General features: G+C 41.2%; 13 protein-coding genes. 11 read left to right on the forward strand and 2 right to left on the reverse strand.

The window, feature by feature from the left end:
• The first annotated feature begins 46 nt into the window (after positions 1-46).
• From dnaG to HMPREF2853_RS05560, 9 genes are all read left to right on the forward strand, one after another.
• Positions 47-1,807, forward strand: a complete 1,761-nt coding sequence (gene dnaG, locus HMPREF2853_RS05520) for a DNA primase (RefSeq protein WP_070535183.1) — start codon at positions 47-49, stop codon at positions 1,805-1,807.
• A gap of 2 nt (positions 1,808-1,809) precedes the next feature.
• Entirely contained in the window at positions 1,810-2,919 is a 1,110-nt protein-coding gene (gene rpoD, locus HMPREF2853_RS05525; RefSeq protein WP_049549994.1) for an RNA polymerase sigma factor RpoD, read from the forward strand.
• A 14-nt stretch (positions 2,920-2,933) separates the two neighbouring features.
• Positions 2,934-3,263 carry a metal-sulfur cluster assembly factor gene (locus HMPREF2853_RS05530; RefSeq protein ID WP_000331930.1) on the forward strand — a complete coding sequence of 110 codons (330 nt, stop codon included), beginning with the start codon at positions 2,934-2,936 and terminating at the stop codon, positions 3,261-3,263.
• A gap of 112 nt (positions 3,264-3,375) precedes the next feature.
• Positions 3,376-4,419, forward strand: coding sequence for a glycosyltransferase family 4 protein (locus tag HMPREF2853_RS05535; RefSeq protein ID WP_049549996.1), 1,044 nt, complete (start codon positions 3,376-3,378; stop codon positions 4,417-4,419).
• 8 nt (positions 4,420-4,427) lie between these two features.
• Positions 4,428-5,753 carry a glycosyltransferase family 4 protein gene (locus tag HMPREF2853_RS05540; RefSeq protein WP_049500621.1) on the forward strand — a complete coding sequence of 442 codons (1,326 nt, stop codon included), beginning with the start codon at positions 4,428-4,430 and terminating at the stop codon, positions 5,751-5,753.
• Positions 5,754-5,773: 20 nt separating this feature from the next.
• Positions 5,774-5,962, forward strand: a complete 189-nt coding sequence (locus HMPREF2853_RS05545) for a PspC domain-containing protein (RefSeq protein ID WP_000735790.1) — start codon at positions 5,774-5,776, stop codon at positions 5,960-5,962.
• A 29-nt stretch (positions 5,963-5,991) separates the two neighbouring features.
• A complete protein-coding gene (locus HMPREF2853_RS05550; RefSeq protein WP_000863851.1) occupies positions 5,992-6,126 on the forward strand; it encodes a DUF4044 domain-containing protein in 135 nt (44 codons plus the stop codon).
• A gap of 71 nt (positions 6,127-6,197) precedes the next feature.
• Positions 6,198-7,508, forward strand: coding sequence for a GTPase ObgE (gene obgE / locus HMPREF2853_RS05555; protein WP_000061637.1), 1,311 nt, complete (start codon positions 6,198-6,200; stop codon positions 7,506-7,508).
• Positions 7,509-7,517: 9 nt separating this feature from the next.
• Positions 7,518-7,682, forward strand: a complete 165-nt coding sequence (locus HMPREF2853_RS05560) for a hypothetical protein (RefSeq protein WP_000502576.1) — start codon at positions 7,518-7,520, stop codon at positions 7,680-7,682.
• A gap of 35 nt (positions 7,683-7,717) precedes the next feature.
• On the opposite strand, the gene HMPREF2853_RS05565 is transcribed toward HMPREF2853_RS05560, so the two are convergent.
• Together HMPREF2853_RS05565 and HMPREF2853_RS05575 are read right to left on the reverse strand one after the other, a co-directional pair.
• On the reverse strand, positions 7,718-8,188 hold the full coding sequence (locus tag HMPREF2853_RS05565) for an arginine repressor (RefSeq protein WP_049477502.1): 471 nt from the start codon (positions 8,186-8,188) through the stop codon (positions 7,718-7,720).
• A 520-nt stretch (positions 8,189-8,708) separates the two neighbouring features.
• Positions 8,709-10,991 (reverse strand): Xaa-Pro dipeptidyl-peptidase, encoded by a 2,283-nt coding sequence (locus HMPREF2853_RS05575; RefSeq protein ID WP_070535185.1) that lies wholly within the window; start codon positions 10,989-10,991, stop codon positions 8,709-8,711.
• A 412-nt stretch (positions 10,992-11,403) separates the two neighbouring features.
• Here HMPREF2853_RS05575 and HMPREF2853_RS05580 point away from each other — a divergent pair, with 412 nt between their 5' ends.
• Both HMPREF2853_RS05580 and pfkA read left to right on the forward strand, forming a co-directional pair.
• The gene (locus HMPREF2853_RS05580; protein ID WP_070535187.1) at positions 11,404-14,505 is read left to right on the forward strand and encodes a DNA polymerase III subunit alpha; all 3,102 of its coding nucleotides are present in this window, start codon (positions 11,404-11,406) and stop codon (positions 14,503-14,505) included.
• 81 nt (positions 14,506-14,586) lie between these two features.
• Entirely contained in the window at positions 14,587-15,594 is a 1,008-nt protein-coding gene (gene pfkA / locus HMPREF2853_RS05585) for a 6-phosphofructokinase (protein WP_000820882.1), read from the forward strand.
• Positions 15,595-15,601: the final 7 nt, after the last annotated feature.

The following is a 15,601-nucleotide window of genomic DNA, read 5'->3' on the forward strand; positions in this document are numbered from 1 at the left end:
GCTATACTAGTTTACGTGAAACTATGATAAGATGGAGGTATTGTGTATGGTTGACAAGCAAGTCATTGAAGAAATCAAAAACAATGCCAACATTGTGGAAGTCATAGGTGATGTGATTTCTTTACAGAAGGCTGGACGGAACTATTTAGGGCTCTGTCCTTTTCATGGTGAAAAGACCCCCTCTTTCAACGTTGTGGAAGACAAGCAGTTTTATCACTGTTTTGGATGTGGGCGTTCAGGAGATGTCTTTAAGTTTATCGAAGAATACCAAGGTGTGTCCTTCATGGAAGCCGTTCAGCTCTTAGGAGAGCGTGTCGGTATTCAACTAGCTATGCCTGTCCAGTCTCGTCCTCAACAGGCTTCACCTCATCAAGCTCTATATGATATGCATGAAGAAGCCGCCCGCTTTTACCATGCCATCCTCATGACGACCAAGATGGGAGAAGAAGCAAGGGCTTATCTCTACAAACGCGGATTGACAGACGATGTTCTGAAGCACTTCCAGATTGGACTGGCTCCAGCAGAGAGAACCTATCTCTATCAACGTTTAGCTGACAAGTTTGAGGAAAAGGATTTATTGGATTCTGGCCTGTTTTATCTGTCAGATGGCAATCAGTTTTATGATACTTTTTTCGGACGGATCATCTTTCCTTTGACCAATGACAAGGGGCAGGTTATTGCATTTTCAGGTCGTATCTGGCAAGAAACGGATAGTCAGACTGCCAAATATAAAAATAGCCGCTCGACTGCAATTTTTAACAAGAGCTACGAATTGTATCATCTGGACAAGGCAAAAAAGGGAACAGGTAAGATTACAGAGCTCTATCTGATGGAAGGCTTCATGGATGTGATTGCAGCCTACCGTGCTGGTATAGAAAATGCTGTAGCTTCCATGGGAACAGCCTTAAGCAAGGAGCATGTTGATCACCTCAAACGCTTTACCAAAAAAATTGTTCTCAGCTACGATGGCGACAAGGCAGGGCAGACAGCAACAGCCAAGGCTCTAGAGGAGTTAAAAGACTTCTCAGTTGAGGTTGTTCGAGTACCTGATGCCATGGACCCAGATGAGTATTTGCAAAAGAATTCTGCTGAAGACCTGGCTTACCTTTTAACCAAGACTCGTATGAGTCCTATAGAGTTCTATATTCACCAGCTCAAGCCTGAAAATAGTGATAACTTGCAGGCGCAAATCGAATTCATTGAAAAGATTGCGCCTCTAATCGCCAAAGAAAAGTCTATCACTGCCCAGAATTCTTATATCCACATTCTGGCGGATAATCTACCTTCTTTTGATTACCAGCAGGTGGAACAGATTGTAAATGAAAGTCGGATTGTTCAGAGGCAGGAAAGAGTCAAAGAGGAGCAACCTTCAGCAGCGATTAGTTTACCTGTAACGCGACAACTGACAGCAGTCATGAGAGCAGAGGCTCATCTCCTCTATAGGATGGCTGAGAATCCAGTTGTTTTAAATGACTACCGATTAAGAGAAGATTTTTTCTTTGATACCCCAGAATTTCAGATTCTTTACGAATTATTAAGTGAACAGGGAGAAGTTGGCTCAGAGGAGCTTTCTCATCAGACGCCTGAGGTTGAAAATGCCTGGTACCATGTGCTTAGCTTGGATTTGCCAGCTGAGATGTCGCCTCAGGAGCTAGCGGAAGTCGAAGAAGCTCGAAACCGTGCCCTCCTCAGCAAGGACAACTTACGAATTAAAAAGAAAGTGCAGGAAGCTAGTCATGTAGGAGATACAGACACAGCCTTGGAAGAATTGCAACGATTGATTTCCCAAAAGAGAAGAATGGAGTAATAATGGCAACAAAACAAAAAGAAGTAACCACATTTGATGTGCAAGTAGCAGACTTTATCCGTAACCACAAAAAAACAGGAACAGCAACAGATGATGAAATCAATTCAAGTCTGGTTATTCCGTTTGCCCTTGATGCAGAAGGCATTGAAGACCTTTTGCAACGGATTCAGGATGCTGGAATTTCTATCACAGATAACGAAGGAAATCCAAGCGCGCGTGTTCTTAGTGCAGAAGAAGAACCAGAACTCAGTGATGAGGACTTGATTGGCTCAACTTCTGCCAAGGTTAATGACCCAGTCCGTATGTATTTGAAGGAAATCGGGGTTGTTCCTCTCTTGACTAACGAAGAGGAAAAAGAATTGGCCTTAGCAGTTGAGGCTGGTGATATTGAAGCCAAACAACGTCTTGCAGAAGCCAACCTTCGTTTGGTGGTTTCGATTGCTAAGCGCTACGTAGGGCGTGGCATGCAGTTTCTTGACTTGATCCAAGAAGGAAACATGGGCTTGATGAAGGCTGTTGACAAGTTTGACTATTCAAAAGGATTCAAGTTTTCAACTTACGCAACTTGGTGGATTCGTCAGGCGATTACCCGTGCCATCGCTGACCAAGCCCGTACTATTCGTATCCCTGTCCACATGGTAGAAACCATTAACAAGCTTGTCCGTGAACAGCGGAATCTCCTTCAAGAATTGGGACAAGATCCAACTCCTGAACAAATCGCTGAGCGTATGGATATGACACCTGACAAGGTCCGCGAAATCTTGAAAATTGCTCAAGAACCAGTATCACTTGAAACACCGATTGGTGAAGAGGACGATAGCCATCTTGGGGACTTTATCGAAGACGAAGTAATTGAAAATCCAGTAGACTACACAACTCGAATCGTTTTGCGCGAGCAGTTGGATGAAGTTTTGGATACTCTCACAGACCGTGAAGAAAACGTTCTGCGCCTTCGTTTCGGGCTAGATGATGGGAAAATGCGTACCCTTGAAGATGTTGGTAAAGTCTTTAACGTGACTCGTGAGCGTATCCGTCAGATTGAGGCCAAGGCTTTGAGAAAATTGCGCCAACCAAGTCGCAGCAAACCCCTTCGTGATTTTATTGAAGACTGAGAGTGAGGAATAACATGGCTTATACAGAAGAGCAAATTGAAACGATCAAAACACGCATTTTAAATGCTTTGGAAGAAGTCATCGACCCTGAGTTGGGGATTGATATTGTCAACCTAGGTTTGATTTATGAAATTCGTTTTGATGGTGAAACAGGTCATACTGAAATTGATATGACCTTGACAACTATGGGCTGCCCACTGGCTGACCTTTTGACAGACCAGATACATGATGCGATGACAGATGTGCCTGAGGTAACCAATACCGAAGTTAAATTGGTCTGGTATCCAGCTTGGACAGTTGAAAAAATGAGCCGATACGCGCGTATCGCCCTAGGAATTAAATAAAGACTAAAAAAATGAGAGAGACGATTGGAAAATAGGATAATTTTATCCTTTTTCCAATCGTCTCTTCTTTCTTTTGCTGATTTTCTGGAAATAAAATGGTATAATGAAAGGTATGGAAAACGAAAAATTGCGTATTAATATGCTAAGCTCAAGTGAAAAAGTAGCTGGTCAAGGAGTGTCAGGAGCATATCGAGAATTGGTTAGTCTCCTTCACCGCGATGCTAAAGACCAGTTGATTGTTACAGAGAATCTTCCTGTAGAGGCAGATGTAACTCATTTTCACACCATTGATTTCCCTTATTATTTATCTACTTTCCAAAAGAAACGCTCTGGGAGAAAAATTGGCTATGTGCATTTTTTGCCTGATACGCTTGAGGGGAGTTTAAAGATTCCATTTTTCCTAAAAGGAATTGTCAAACGCTATGTTTTTTCCTTTTACAACCGAATGGAACACTTGGTGGTGGTCAATCCCATGTTTATCGAGGATTTAGTGGCTGCTGGTATTCCGCGTGAAAAAGTAACTTATATTCCAAATTTTGTAAACAAAGATAAATGGCATGCATTACCAGCTGAGCAAGTTGCACAACTCCGGAAGGAAATGGATCTCGCGGAAGATCAGTTTGTCGTAATCGGTGCGGGTCAGGTTCAGAAACGTAAAGGGATTGATGACTTTATCCGTCTTGCTGAGGAATTGCCAGAAATTACCTTTATCTGGGCAGGTGGTTTTTCATTTGGTGGGATGACAGATGGTTATGAACGCTACAAGAAGATAATGGACAATCCACCTGAAAATCTTATTTTTCCTGGAATTGTGTCACCCGAACGGATGCGGGAACTTTATGCTATGGCGGATCTGTTCTTGCTACCAAGTTATAATGAATTATTCCCTATGACCATCTTAGAGGCCGCTAGTTGCGAGGCTCCGATTATGTTAAGAGATTTGGATCTATATAAGGTTATTCTTGATGGGAATTATCGTGCTACAAGTGATGTTTCCGAGATGAGAGAAGCAATCCTAGAATACAAGAATGATTCTGAAGCCTTAAAAGACTTGAAAGAAAAAGCTTGCGAGATCTCCAAAGAGTACTCTGAGGAGCATTTGTTGGAAATCTGGTTAAAATTTTATCGAGAACAGGCTGCTTTGGGCAAAAAGTGAGGTAATTTATGCGAATTGGTTTATTTACAGATACCTATTTCCCTCAGGTTTCCGGGGTCGCGACTAGTATTCGGACTTTGAAAACTGAGCTTGAAAAGCAGGGGCATGCAGTTTTTATCTTTACAACAACAGATAAAGATGTGAACCGCTACGAGGATTGGCAAATTATTCGCATTCCGAGTGTCCCTTTCTTTGCGTTTAAGGATCGACGATTTGCCTACCGAGGTTTTACAAAGGCGCTTGAAATTGCCAAGCAGTATCAACTCGATATTATTCATACCCAGACAGAATTTTCTCTTGGTTTGTTAGGAATTTGGATTGCGAGAGAATTGAAAATTCCAGTTATTCATACCTACCATACCCAGTATGAAGACTATGTGCATTACATTGCTAAGGGCATGCTAATTCGTCCGAGTATGGTAAAATATTTGGTGCGTGGCTTCCTTCATGATGTAGATGGCGTGATTTGCCCTAGTGAGATTGTTCGTGACCTTTTATCTAAATACAAAGTCAAGGTTGAAAAGCGTGTCATCCCAACTGGAATTGAGCTGGCTAAGTTTGAACGACCTGAGATCAAAGAGGAAAACTTACTAGAGCTTCGTTCGAAGTTAGGTATTCAGGAAGGCGAGAAAATGCTGCTGAGCCTTTCTCGTATCTCCTTTGAGAAGAATATCCAAGCAGTCTTAGTCGCCTTTGCACAGGTTTTGAAAGAAGAAGAAAAGGTGAAGTTGGTTGTTGCTGGAGACGGACCTTATCTGGACAGTCTGAAAGAACAAGCAGGGAAATTAAACATACAAAAACATGTGATTTTTACAGGTATGATTGCTCCCAGTGAGACAGCCTTGTACTATAAAGCAGCTGATTTCTTTATTTCAGCATCTACGAGTGAAACTCAGGGTTTAACCTATCTAGAAAGTCTAGCCAGTGGAACGCCTGTTATTGCTCATGGCAACCCCTATCTTGAAAATCTGATCAATGATAAAATGTTTGGGACCCTCTACTATGGAGAACGAGAGCTTGCAGGAGCTATCCTTGAAGCATTGATTGCTACTCCTGATATGTCTGAACAAAATTTGGCGGATAAGTTGTACGAGATTTCGGCTGAAAATTTTGGGAAACGAGTTCATGAGTTTTACCTTGATGCCATTATCTCAAATAACTTTGAACATGAGCTACATGATGGACAGCCTGTCACTCAGCGCTTTTTAAAAACGATTCTCTATCTACCTCAACAGGCTGTTACAAGCCCAGTAAAAGAATCCAAGCGTATTTTAAGAGCGTCTCGAAAACAATTGTCTAGCATCAGAGATTATTGGAGAGACGAATTCAAATAATAGAATAAGAGGAAGAAAAAATGAAAAAATTAATGAGAAGCGGAAAAGATCAAAAAATTGGTGGAGTATGCGCAGGAGTTGCTCATTATTTTGATATTGATCCAACAATTGTTCGTGTCATTTGGGCTGTTCTTGCATTTTGTTATGGGACAGGAGTCCTTGCTTATATCATTTTATGGTTGATTGCACCAGTTTCAACAGAATATTAAATTAGAATTATATAGAAAAAGGAGAAGTTATGGCTTTTGGAGATAACGGAAAACGTAAAAAAACATTGTTTGAAAAGGTGACACTTGTTGTCGTGCTCATCATGTTGTTTGTAACCCTTGCTGGTATCTTTGCAACTGCGCTTGGAGCTTTTAGTAGATTCTAAGCAAGCTACGGGGATAGAAACAATAACTAATGACTGGGTTCTCCCCAGCCTTTTTAAAGTGAGAAGAAAATATGAGTATGTTTTTAGATACAGCCAAGATTAAGGTCAAGGCTGGTAATGGTGGCGATGGCATGGTTGCCTTTCGCCGTGAAAAATATGTCCCTAATGGCGGTCCTTGGGGTGGTGATGGTGGACGTGGAGGTAACGTTGTTTTCGTGGTAGACGAAGGCTTACGTACCTTGATGGATTTCCGCTATAACCGTCATTTCAAGGCTGATTCCGGTGAAAAAGGAATGACCAAAGGAATGCACGGACGTGGTGCAGAAGATCTACGTGTTCGCGTGCCACAGGGGACTACTGTACGTGATGCAGAAACTGGCAAAGTCATTACAGACTTGATTGAACATGGTCAGGAATTTATCGTGGCTCATGGCGGTCGAGGTGGTCGTGGAAATATCCGTTTTGCCACTCCCAAAAATCCTGCACCTGAAATCTCTGAGAATGGAGAGCCAGGTCAAGAACGTGAGTTGCAACTGGAATTGAAGATTCTAGCGGATGTCGGCTTGGTCGGTTTCCCATCTGTCGGAAAGTCAACTTTGCTTAGTGTCATCACTTCAGCTAAACCTAAAATCGGTGCTTACCACTTTACTACGATTGTCCCTAATTTGGGTATGGTTCGTACACAGTCAGGTGAATCTTTTGCAGTAGCAGACCTTCCAGGTTTGATTGAAGGGGCTAGTCAAGGTGTTGGTCTTGGAACCCAGTTTCTTCGTCATATCGAACGCACTCGAGTTATCCTCCATGTCATCGATATGTCAGCTAGTGAAGGACGTGATCCTTATGAGGACTACCTTGCTATCAATAAGGAATTGGAATCCTATAATCTTCGTCTCATGGAACGTCCACAGATTATCGTGGCCAACAAGATGGATATGCCTGAAAGTCAGGAAAATCTGAAAACTTTCAAGGAAAAGTTGGCTGCAAACTACGACGAGTTTGAGGAACTTCCAGCCATCTTCCCAATTTCTGGATTGACCAAGCAAGGCTTGGCGACTCTTTTAGACGCGACAGCTGAATTGTTAGACAAGACTCCAGAATTCCCGATTTATGATGAATCCGATATGGAAGAAGAGGCTTACTATGGCTTTGACGAGGAAGAAAAAGCCTTTGAGATTAGTCGTGATGATGATGCGACATGGGTACTTTCTGGTGAAAAACTCATGAAACTCTTTAACATGACCAACTTTGACCGTGACGAATCGGTCATGAAGTTTGCTCGTCAGCTTCGTGGTATGGGGGTTGACGAAGCCCTTCGTGCACGTGGCGCCAAAGATGGCGATTTGGTCCGGATTGGTAAATTTGAATTTGAATTTGTAGACTAGGAGATTGATATGGGAGATAAACCGATATCATTCCGAGATGCAGATGGAAATTTTGTTTCTGCAGCAGATGTATGGAATGAAAAGAAACTAGAAGAATTGTTTAATCGTCTCAATCCAAAACGTGCTCTTCGATTGGCACGTACAAAGAAAGAAGATACACAGTCAAAGAAATAAAATATTCCCGTGATCTTTTGATCACGGGATTTGTTTTATTCACTAAAGAAAAATGGTGGCGCATATTTTTTAAGACTCTCAAAACACGCTTGCGCTTTTGTAGCATCTTCACAGATAATCATGCAGACGTCATCTCCACAAAGGGTTGCAACGACATCTGGAAAAGCCAAGGAATCAATTACAGATCCAAACGATTGGGCTAAACCGGGTAAAGTTTTCAAAATAACCTGGTGTTGCACAGGACGCAGCATAACAAGAGCGTCTTCCATATAGTTTTCAAGACGTTTTTCCCACTTGGAGATAGAGCCTGTATTTAGCACATAATAAGAATTATCCTCTTCGCGCACTTTTGAAAGGTTCATGGTTTTGATATCGCGTGATAAGGTAGCCTGAGTAACTTGGATATCATTTTCCGCTAACAAAGCTTGTAATTCAGCTTGAGTATGGATTTTGTTTTTTGAAACGAGGGCGCGGATAAGTTGGTGTCTGTGTTCTGATTTGTTCATAAAGTAAGTACTCCTTTTACAAGGTACAGTAGCGTGGACTGAACGAAAATGTCAGTCGGGGTGGTAGGCGGTATTGTCACGTATGATGATTTTAAAGTCAGTAGGATAAAGAACTAGATGGAGAGATTCTCCTTCTTTTAACTTGTCACTAGTTGCGTGCAGATAAACTGGGTAGCGATCCGTTTATCTACATTGATGTTCTTTAATGACAGTGAATCATTCAATTTGGGTAGCTTTTTGTCACGGCGTTTTGTGAATTTACTCTAAATGTAATTCACAGAGATTTCCAACATGTGGTGTAGTAGCGTGTATGATAAATGGTTACACATGTTGGTTAGAGGAAGTATCTTTTGTCCAAGTTCTATCTAGGGGCTTCTAAAATGCTTTTAGATGAACTGAATTTGATACAAAGTTTATGTTTGATTCGACTGTTCAAGTGGAAAACTTTGGTTATAGGAAGTTCAATGGTCAAATTCATTGACTTTTCCTTTGAATACTTCCATATTGAAAGTCTGGTAGATTATACCTTTTGACAAGGTAGGATAAGACTAGACTGTGCTAAATCAACAGTCAACTGATAGTCTGTATTATCTCGAATTGTAATCTCAAAGTCTGTGGTGTAGAGAACCAAACGGAGAGTATCTCCTTCTTTAAGTTTGTAGATAGTTGGTTGAAGCTCTAGCTGGAAGTCCATCCATTCATTTGGTTGGATTTCTTCAATCATCAAGAGATTGGTTCGATTTTGAAGATTAAGGTAGCCTTTGGTGATGACACGTTGGGCACTTGGGTTGAATGGCAGTTCACAGAGATTTTCTAACATGTGGTAACGACCATTATCAATGGTTCTAGCATTTAAAACAGCTGGATAAGGCTGCAGATATTTCTTTTGTCCAAGTTCTAACAGTTGGGCTGATAATAAGCCCTTGTTCGTACTCGATTTGACACGAAGTTTCAGCTCCACTCGCCCATTTAAGTGAATGTCTTGACTTACTGGAAGGTCAATGGTGATTTGATTGGCTTTTCCTTGGTAAAGTTCAGTGTTGAAGGTCTGGTAAGTCTTACCATAACGATCAAAATCTTTTTGATCATACTGGTTTTGAATCACTTTTTCATCATTACCAAGAGAGAAGGTATGCAGTTCATCCTGTTTGCCAAAGTTATCAAGACCTTGCCATTTTTGCGGTGCGATATTGTCCTGCCAGATGACAGTCGGAAGTTGATAGCCTGAGTCAAGTCCTAACAATTTCTTACTTAACAAGGCATTCATGGACTCGCGGAAGTCGATCGACTGCCAGTTGTTCATATAGACATGGGCACCATGATGGAAAAAGAGGTGCTTATTGATGTGGCTAGGAAGAGCATGAAACATCTGGTAAACATGAAGAGGTTTGACGTTCCAATCCTGGGAACCATGCGTAAAGACGACCTCAGCTTGAACCTTGTGAGCATTGAGCAGATAGTTGCGGTCATGCCAAAACTGATTGTAGTCACCAGTCTTGCGATCGAGTTTCTCTTTAACCTTTTCTAAGTCCGTTTGATGAGCTTCATTGCCACGAATATAGTCACCGCCTAAGAGATTGCGGGAGTAGGTCAATTCAGCAAGTGAGTCAAAATCCTCACCTGGATAACCACCTGGGCTGGTTACCAGACCATTTTCACGATAGTAGTTGTACCAAGAGGAAATACCTGCTTCTGCGATGATCACTTCCAAACCATCAACACCAGTGGTGGCGAGACCATTAGACATGGTACCTAGATAGGAAATACCTGTTGTTGCGACTTTGCCGTTTGACCAGTCAGCCTTGATTTGGCGCTTGCGCGTGTGGTCCGTGAAAGCACGACAACGACCATTGAGCCAATCAATGACATTTTTATAAGCTTCAATCTGCTGGTAGTCACCATTGGTCATGAGACCTTGAGAATCTTTGGTTCCAACACCTGATACATAGAGATTGGCAAATCCACGTGGGAGGAAGTAGTCATTGAGTGTATATGAGCTATTGATATGAGATAGCTTTTCTTCAGCTTCTGAGACGACTTCTGCTTGACCATGAGATTCGACTAAATTCAGCTTGGGCTCCTCAAGTTCAATGGTGTGGGGCGGTTTGACCTCAAGCACCCCTTCCATTTTGTAGAGAGCCTTGTCACTGGCTTTATCGTTGGTCCCTTGGTGGTAAGGGCTGGCAGTCATGACTGAAGGAATCTGTCCATCATAACGCGGGCGAATAATGCTGACCTTGACTAAGTCAGGGAGACCGTCGTTATCAGTATCCACACGACTCTCGACATACACGACTTCACGAATGACATCATGAGTAGAGAAGGTTGCCAAGCTCTTACCGTTAAAGTAGTGGTAGTGATTATCTTCTGAAATGAGTCCATCACTAACAAGCTGATCGATGAGCGTATTTCCTTTTTTCGTTCGCGTATTGAGTAACTGATAAAGATTTTCAATGAGATCTCCATAAACAATAGGAAAACCAGTTTCTTTACGAAACTGTTCGGCATCCTCAAAGTCAACAAGATAGCTAAATCCTAAAAGTTGAAAAACTACTGTGTAGAAAATCTCCGCAGTTAACTCACGGTCTGACTGGAAAAAAGTTACTAAATCTGTTTCTTTATCCGCAGCCAAAGTCGACAAGGCATAATCCGTGTTAGAATAAGTGAAAAAACTCCAACGAATGAAATCTTCAAACTGTCTTTTTAAGGACAGTTGGGGTGACAGCTTTAGACCAAGACCTTCTAATTCCTCAAATCGTTGAGAACTAGTGGTTGGTTGATAGCTGAATTGATTAAAACGCATGTTTCTCTCCTTTGAAAACAACTAAATTTATTATATCAAAAAAGAGGGAAAAATGGAATAAATAAACTTAAATGAAATAAATTTCTTAAACCAGCATATCTATTTGGTAAGTTATTATAAAATACTGAATAAATACTATAGAAGTAAGCCTTTTTCTAGAGATTTTTATATGTAAAACTGCATATAACTCCTATCTTTATTATTCTTCGTTTGGTATAAATATATCTAAATTTACATTTAAAACTATTATATAATATTAATTTTTATTTTCTTCCTTTGAAAAGTGAAGAATTTAACACTAAGAAGAGAAAAAGTTTGTAACTGAGGATATTGAAAAGAAAGTGCAGAGTTGCTTCAATATCCAGCTTAAAATGGTATAATAGTAGTAAAACGAAAGCAAGGAGGAGAAGAAATGATTGCACAGCTCGACACCAAGACTGTTTATAGTTTTATGGAAAGTGTGGTTTCGATTGAAAAATATTTACAAATGGCTAAAGAATACGGCTATTCTCACCTTGCTATCATGGATGTGGATAATCTCTATGGAGCCTATCATTTTCTAGAAGCAACTCGTAAGCATAGCATTCAACCTTTAATTGGTTTAGAAATGACCTTGGTCAAAGATGAGGAGAATCTCTCTCTACGTTTTCTAGCCCTATCCACTAAAGGTTATCAAGAGTTGATGAAGTTATCCACTTTAAAAATGACTGGACGGAAAAATTGGTCTGACTTCACCTCCCACCTCGAAGATGTTGCTATTATTGTTCCCTATTTTGAGGGAATCGAACAGTTAGATTTGGGGCACGATTATTTTATCGGTGTCAGTCTAGATACTCCTCAAGAAGTCTTTACTAGACCAATTCTTCCACTCTATCAGGTCAACTCTTTTGAAAAAGAAGATATTCAAGTTTTACAAATCTTATCAGCAGTCAAGGACAATGTCAGTCTGAGAGAAGTGGATCTGCATTCACAACAAGGGATTTTTTTACCTGCCTCAGACTTGGAAGCACGGTTTAAAAATCGCTTCCCTCAGGCGCTTGCCAATCTCCAAGGTCTGATAGAGAATGTAAGCTATCAAATCGACCCAAGTTTAAAACTCCCTCGCTTTAATCCTGAAAGACCAGCGGTCGAAGAACTTAGAGAGAGAGCTGAGCAAGGCTTGAGTGACAAGGGGCTAACCTCAGCTATCTATCATGAGCGACTGAATGAGGAATTAGCTGTGATTCATGATATGGGCTTTGACGATTATTTCCTTGTAGTTTGGGATTTGCTCCGTTTTGGACGTTCCCAAGGATATTATATGGGAATGGGGCGTGGTTCTGCGGTTGGTAGTCTGGTGGCTTACTCACTGGATATTACAGGAATTGACCCGGTTGAGAAGAACTTGATTTTCGAGCGCTTTTTAAATCGTGAGCGCTATACCATGCCCGATATCGATATCGACATCCCTGACCTTTATAGGCCGGAGTTCATTCGCTATGTTCGTGATCGCTATGGTAGTCAACATGTGGCACAGATTGTCACTTATTCGACCTTTGGAGCAAAACAGGCAATTCGTGATGTTTTCAAACGTTATGGTGTCCCTGAGTACGAATTAACAAATATTACGAAAAAAATCAGTTTCCGAGATACGCTAACGACGGCCTATGAAAAGAATTTGCAATTTAGACAGGTCATCAATAGTAAGATCGAATACCAAAAAGCTTTTGAGATTGCTCGAAAGATTGAAGGGTATCCTCGTCAGACCTCTATCCATGCGGCAGGAGTCGTTATGAGTGACCAAGACTTGACGGACTATATTCCTCTAAAATATGGTGAGGATATGCTCATCACCCAGTATGATGCTCATGGTGTTGAAGCCAATGGACTTCTAAAAATGGATTTCCTCGGCTTACGTAACCTGACTTTCGTACAAAAAATGAAAGAATTACTTGCGGAATCAGAGGGCGTTCATCTAAAAATCGAAGAGATTGACCTGGAAGACAAAGAAACTCTGGCCCTCTTTGCTGCTGGAAATACCAAGGGGATTTTCCAATTTGAACAACCTGGCGCCATTCGGCTCTTGAAACGAGTTCAGCCGCAAGTCTTTGAAGAGGTAGTAGCAACGACATCCCTCAATAGACCGGGGGCAAGTGATTATATTGATAATTTTGTCGCTCGTAAGCATGGTAAAGAAAAGGTGACGGTGTTAGACCCTGCCTTAGAAGACATCCTTTCATCAACCTACGGTATTATGCTCTATCAAGAGCAGGTTATGCAGGTAGCTCAACGCTTTGGAGGATTCAGTCTTGGTAAAGCCGACATTCTCAGACGTGCCATGGGTAAGAAAAATGCCAAAGAGATGCATCTGATGAAGGAAGATTTTATCACAGGAGCTATGAAATTGGGGCATACAGAAGAAAAGGCCAACCAAGTTTTTGCAGTGATGGAAAAGTTTGCAGGCTATGGATTTAACCGATCCCACGCTTATGCCTACTCAGCACTGGCATTCCAACTAGCTTATTTCAAGACACACTATCCTGCTATTTTCTTTCAAGTTATGTTGAACTATTCTAGCAGTGATTACATTGTAGATGCATTGCAGATGGGCTTTGAAGTAGCTCCCTTAGCAATCAACAGCATTCCCTATCATGATAAAATTGCTAAGAAGAAAATCTATCTTGGTCTAAAAGCCATTAAGGGAATGCCAAGAGATTTGTCTTACTGGATTATTGAAAATCGTCCTTTCTCAAGCATTGAAGATTTTGTCACACGTCTTCCCAAGAATTACAAGAAATTGTCGCTTTTGACGCCTTTGGTTGAACTAGGACTTTTTGATGAATTTGACAAGAATCGCCAGAAAATCTTAGTGAACCTACCAAACTTATTTGTCTTTGTTGAGGAGTTAGGTGGACTCTTTGCGGATACAAATTATAGTTGGACTGAAGCTGATGATTTTACTGAGGCAGAGAAATTTTACAAAGAGCAGGAACTGATTGGGGTAGGTATCAGTCCCCATCCTCTCCAAACTCTTGCCAAACAAGCCCTATATCCGACCACTCCAATCACTAATCTAACCGAGGGAGCTCAAGCCACTCTCCTAGTTGAAGTGCAAAAGATTAAAGTGATTCGAACCAAGAAAGGCGAGAGTATGGCTTTTCTACAGGTTCATGATAGTAAGTCTCGGATGGATGTAACTGTATTTTCAGACCAATATAGAAAATTTGCTTCCAATTTATCCGAAGGGAAATTTTACTACATCAATGGCAAAGTTCAATCTCGAGATGGTCGTCTGCAAATGATTGCACAAGATTTGAAAGAAGCAGTGGCGGAACGATTCTGGATTCAAGTTAAAAATCATGAAAATGATAAAGAGATTTCAAATATCCTAGAACAATACAAAGGCCCAATCCCTGTCATTATCAGGTATGAAGAGGAAGGAAAAACGGTTGTTTCTACACAACATTTTGTAAGAAAAGATTCTGCTCTAGAGGAAAAATTAGAGGGAATTGCTATGAAAACGATTTATCGCTAAAAATACGGAAAATAGAAGAATTTTCGATTTAAATGTGGTATAATCAGTAGGAATGTTAAAAGAAAAAGGAGCATAAACCAAATGAAACGTATTGCTGTTTTGACCAGTGGTGGAGACGCCCCTGGTATGAATGCTGCCATCCGTGCAGTAGTTCGCCAAGCAATCTCAGAAGGAATGGAAGTTTTTGGTATCTATGATGGATACGCAGGTATGGTTGCCGGTGAAATTTATCCGCTTGATGCTGCTTCAGTAGGAGACATCATTTCTCGTGGTGGTACTTTCCTTCATTCTGCTCGTTATCCTGAGTTTGCACAACTTGAAGGCCAACTTAAAGGGATTGAGCAATTGAAAAAACACGGTATCGAAGGAGTCGTAGTTATCGGTGGTGATGGTTCTTATCATGGAGCTATGCGCTTGACTGAGCATGGATTCCCTGCTATTGGACTTCCAGGTACAATCGATAACGATATCGTAGGTACTGACTTTACAATCGGATTTGATACTGCAGTTACGACTGCAATGGATGCGATTGATAAGATTCGTGATACATCATCAAGTCACCGTCGTACTTTCGTTGTTGAAGTAATGGGACGTAACGCTGGTGATATCGCTCTTTGGGCTGGTATCGCAACTGGTGCTGATGAAATTATCATCCCTGAAGAAGGCTTCAAGATGGAAGATATCGTAGCTAGTATCAAAGCTGGTTATGAGCACGGTAAAAAACACAACATTATCGTTTTGGCAGAAGGTGTTATGTCAGCAGCTGAATTTGGTCAAAAACTAAAAGAAGCAGGAGACACTAGTGACCTTCGTGTAACAGAACTTGGTCACATCCAACGTGGTGGATCACCAACTGCGCGTGACCGTGTATTGGCATCACGCATGGGGGCACACGCTGTTAAACTCCTTAAACAAGGAATCGGTGGTGTCGCTGTTGGTATCCGTAACGAAAAAATGGTTGAAAATCCAATTCTTGGTACAGCAGAAGAAGGAGCTTTGTTTAGCTTAACTGCAGAAGGTAAGATTATTGTTAACAACCCTCATAAAGCTGATCTTGAACTTTCTGCTTTGAACAAGAGCTTGTCCTAATCAACTT

The organism is Streptococcus sp. HMSC077F03 (assembly GCF_001812375.1).
GTDB classification, from domain to species: Bacteria; Bacillota; Bacilli; order Lactobacillales; family Streptococcaceae; genus Streptococcus; species Streptococcus oralis_S.

What these genes read in the sequence shown, in the direction of transcription:
- dnaG (WP_070535183.1), top strand. Translation starts at nt 47, where the DNA reads ATGGTTGACAAGCAAGTCATTGAAGAAATCAAAAACAATGCCAACATT.
- rpoD (WP_049549994.1), top strand. Translation starts at nt 1,810, where the DNA reads ATGGCAACAAAACAAAAAGAAGTAACCACATTTGATGTGCAAGTAGCA.
- HMPREF2853_RS05530 (WP_000331930.1), top strand. Translation starts at nt 2,934, where the DNA reads ATGGCTTATACAGAAGAGCAAATTGAAACGATCAAAACACGCATTTTA.
- HMPREF2853_RS05535 (WP_049549996.1), top strand. Translation starts at nt 3,376, where the DNA reads ATGGAAAACGAAAAATTGCGTATTAATATGCTAAGCTCAAGTGAAAAA.
- HMPREF2853_RS05540 (WP_049500621.1), top strand. Translation starts at nt 4,428, where the DNA reads ATGCGAATTGGTTTATTTACAGATACCTATTTCCCTCAGGTTTCCGGG.
- HMPREF2853_RS05545 (WP_000735790.1), top strand. Translation starts at nt 5,774, where the DNA reads ATGAAAAAATTAATGAGAAGCGGAAAAGATCAAAAAATTGGTGGAGTA.
- HMPREF2853_RS05550 (WP_000863851.1), top strand. Translation starts at nt 5,992, where the DNA reads ATGGCTTTTGGAGATAACGGAAAACGTAAAAAAACATTGTTTGAAAAG.
- obgE (WP_000061637.1), top strand. Translation starts at nt 6,198, where the DNA reads ATGAGTATGTTTTTAGATACAGCCAAGATTAAGGTCAAGGCTGGTAAT.
- HMPREF2853_RS05560 (WP_000502576.1), top strand. Translation starts at nt 7,518, where the DNA reads ATGGGAGATAAACCGATATCATTCCGAGATGCAGATGGAAATTTTGTT.
- HMPREF2853_RS05565 (WP_049477502.1), bottom strand. Translation starts at nt 8,188, where the DNA reads ATGAACAAATCAGAACACAGACACCAACTTATCCGCGCCCTCGTTTCA.
- HMPREF2853_RS05575 (WP_070535185.1), bottom strand. Translation starts at nt 10,991, where the DNA reads ATGCGTTTTAATCAATTCAGCTATCAACCAACCACTAGTTCTCAACGA.
- HMPREF2853_RS05580 (WP_070535187.1), top strand. Translation starts at nt 11,404, where the DNA reads ATGATTGCACAGCTCGACACCAAGACTGTTTATAGTTTTATGGAAAGT.
- pfkA (WP_000820882.1), top strand. Translation starts at nt 14,587, where the DNA reads ATGAAACGTATTGCTGTTTTGACCAGTGGTGGAGACGCCCCTGGTATG.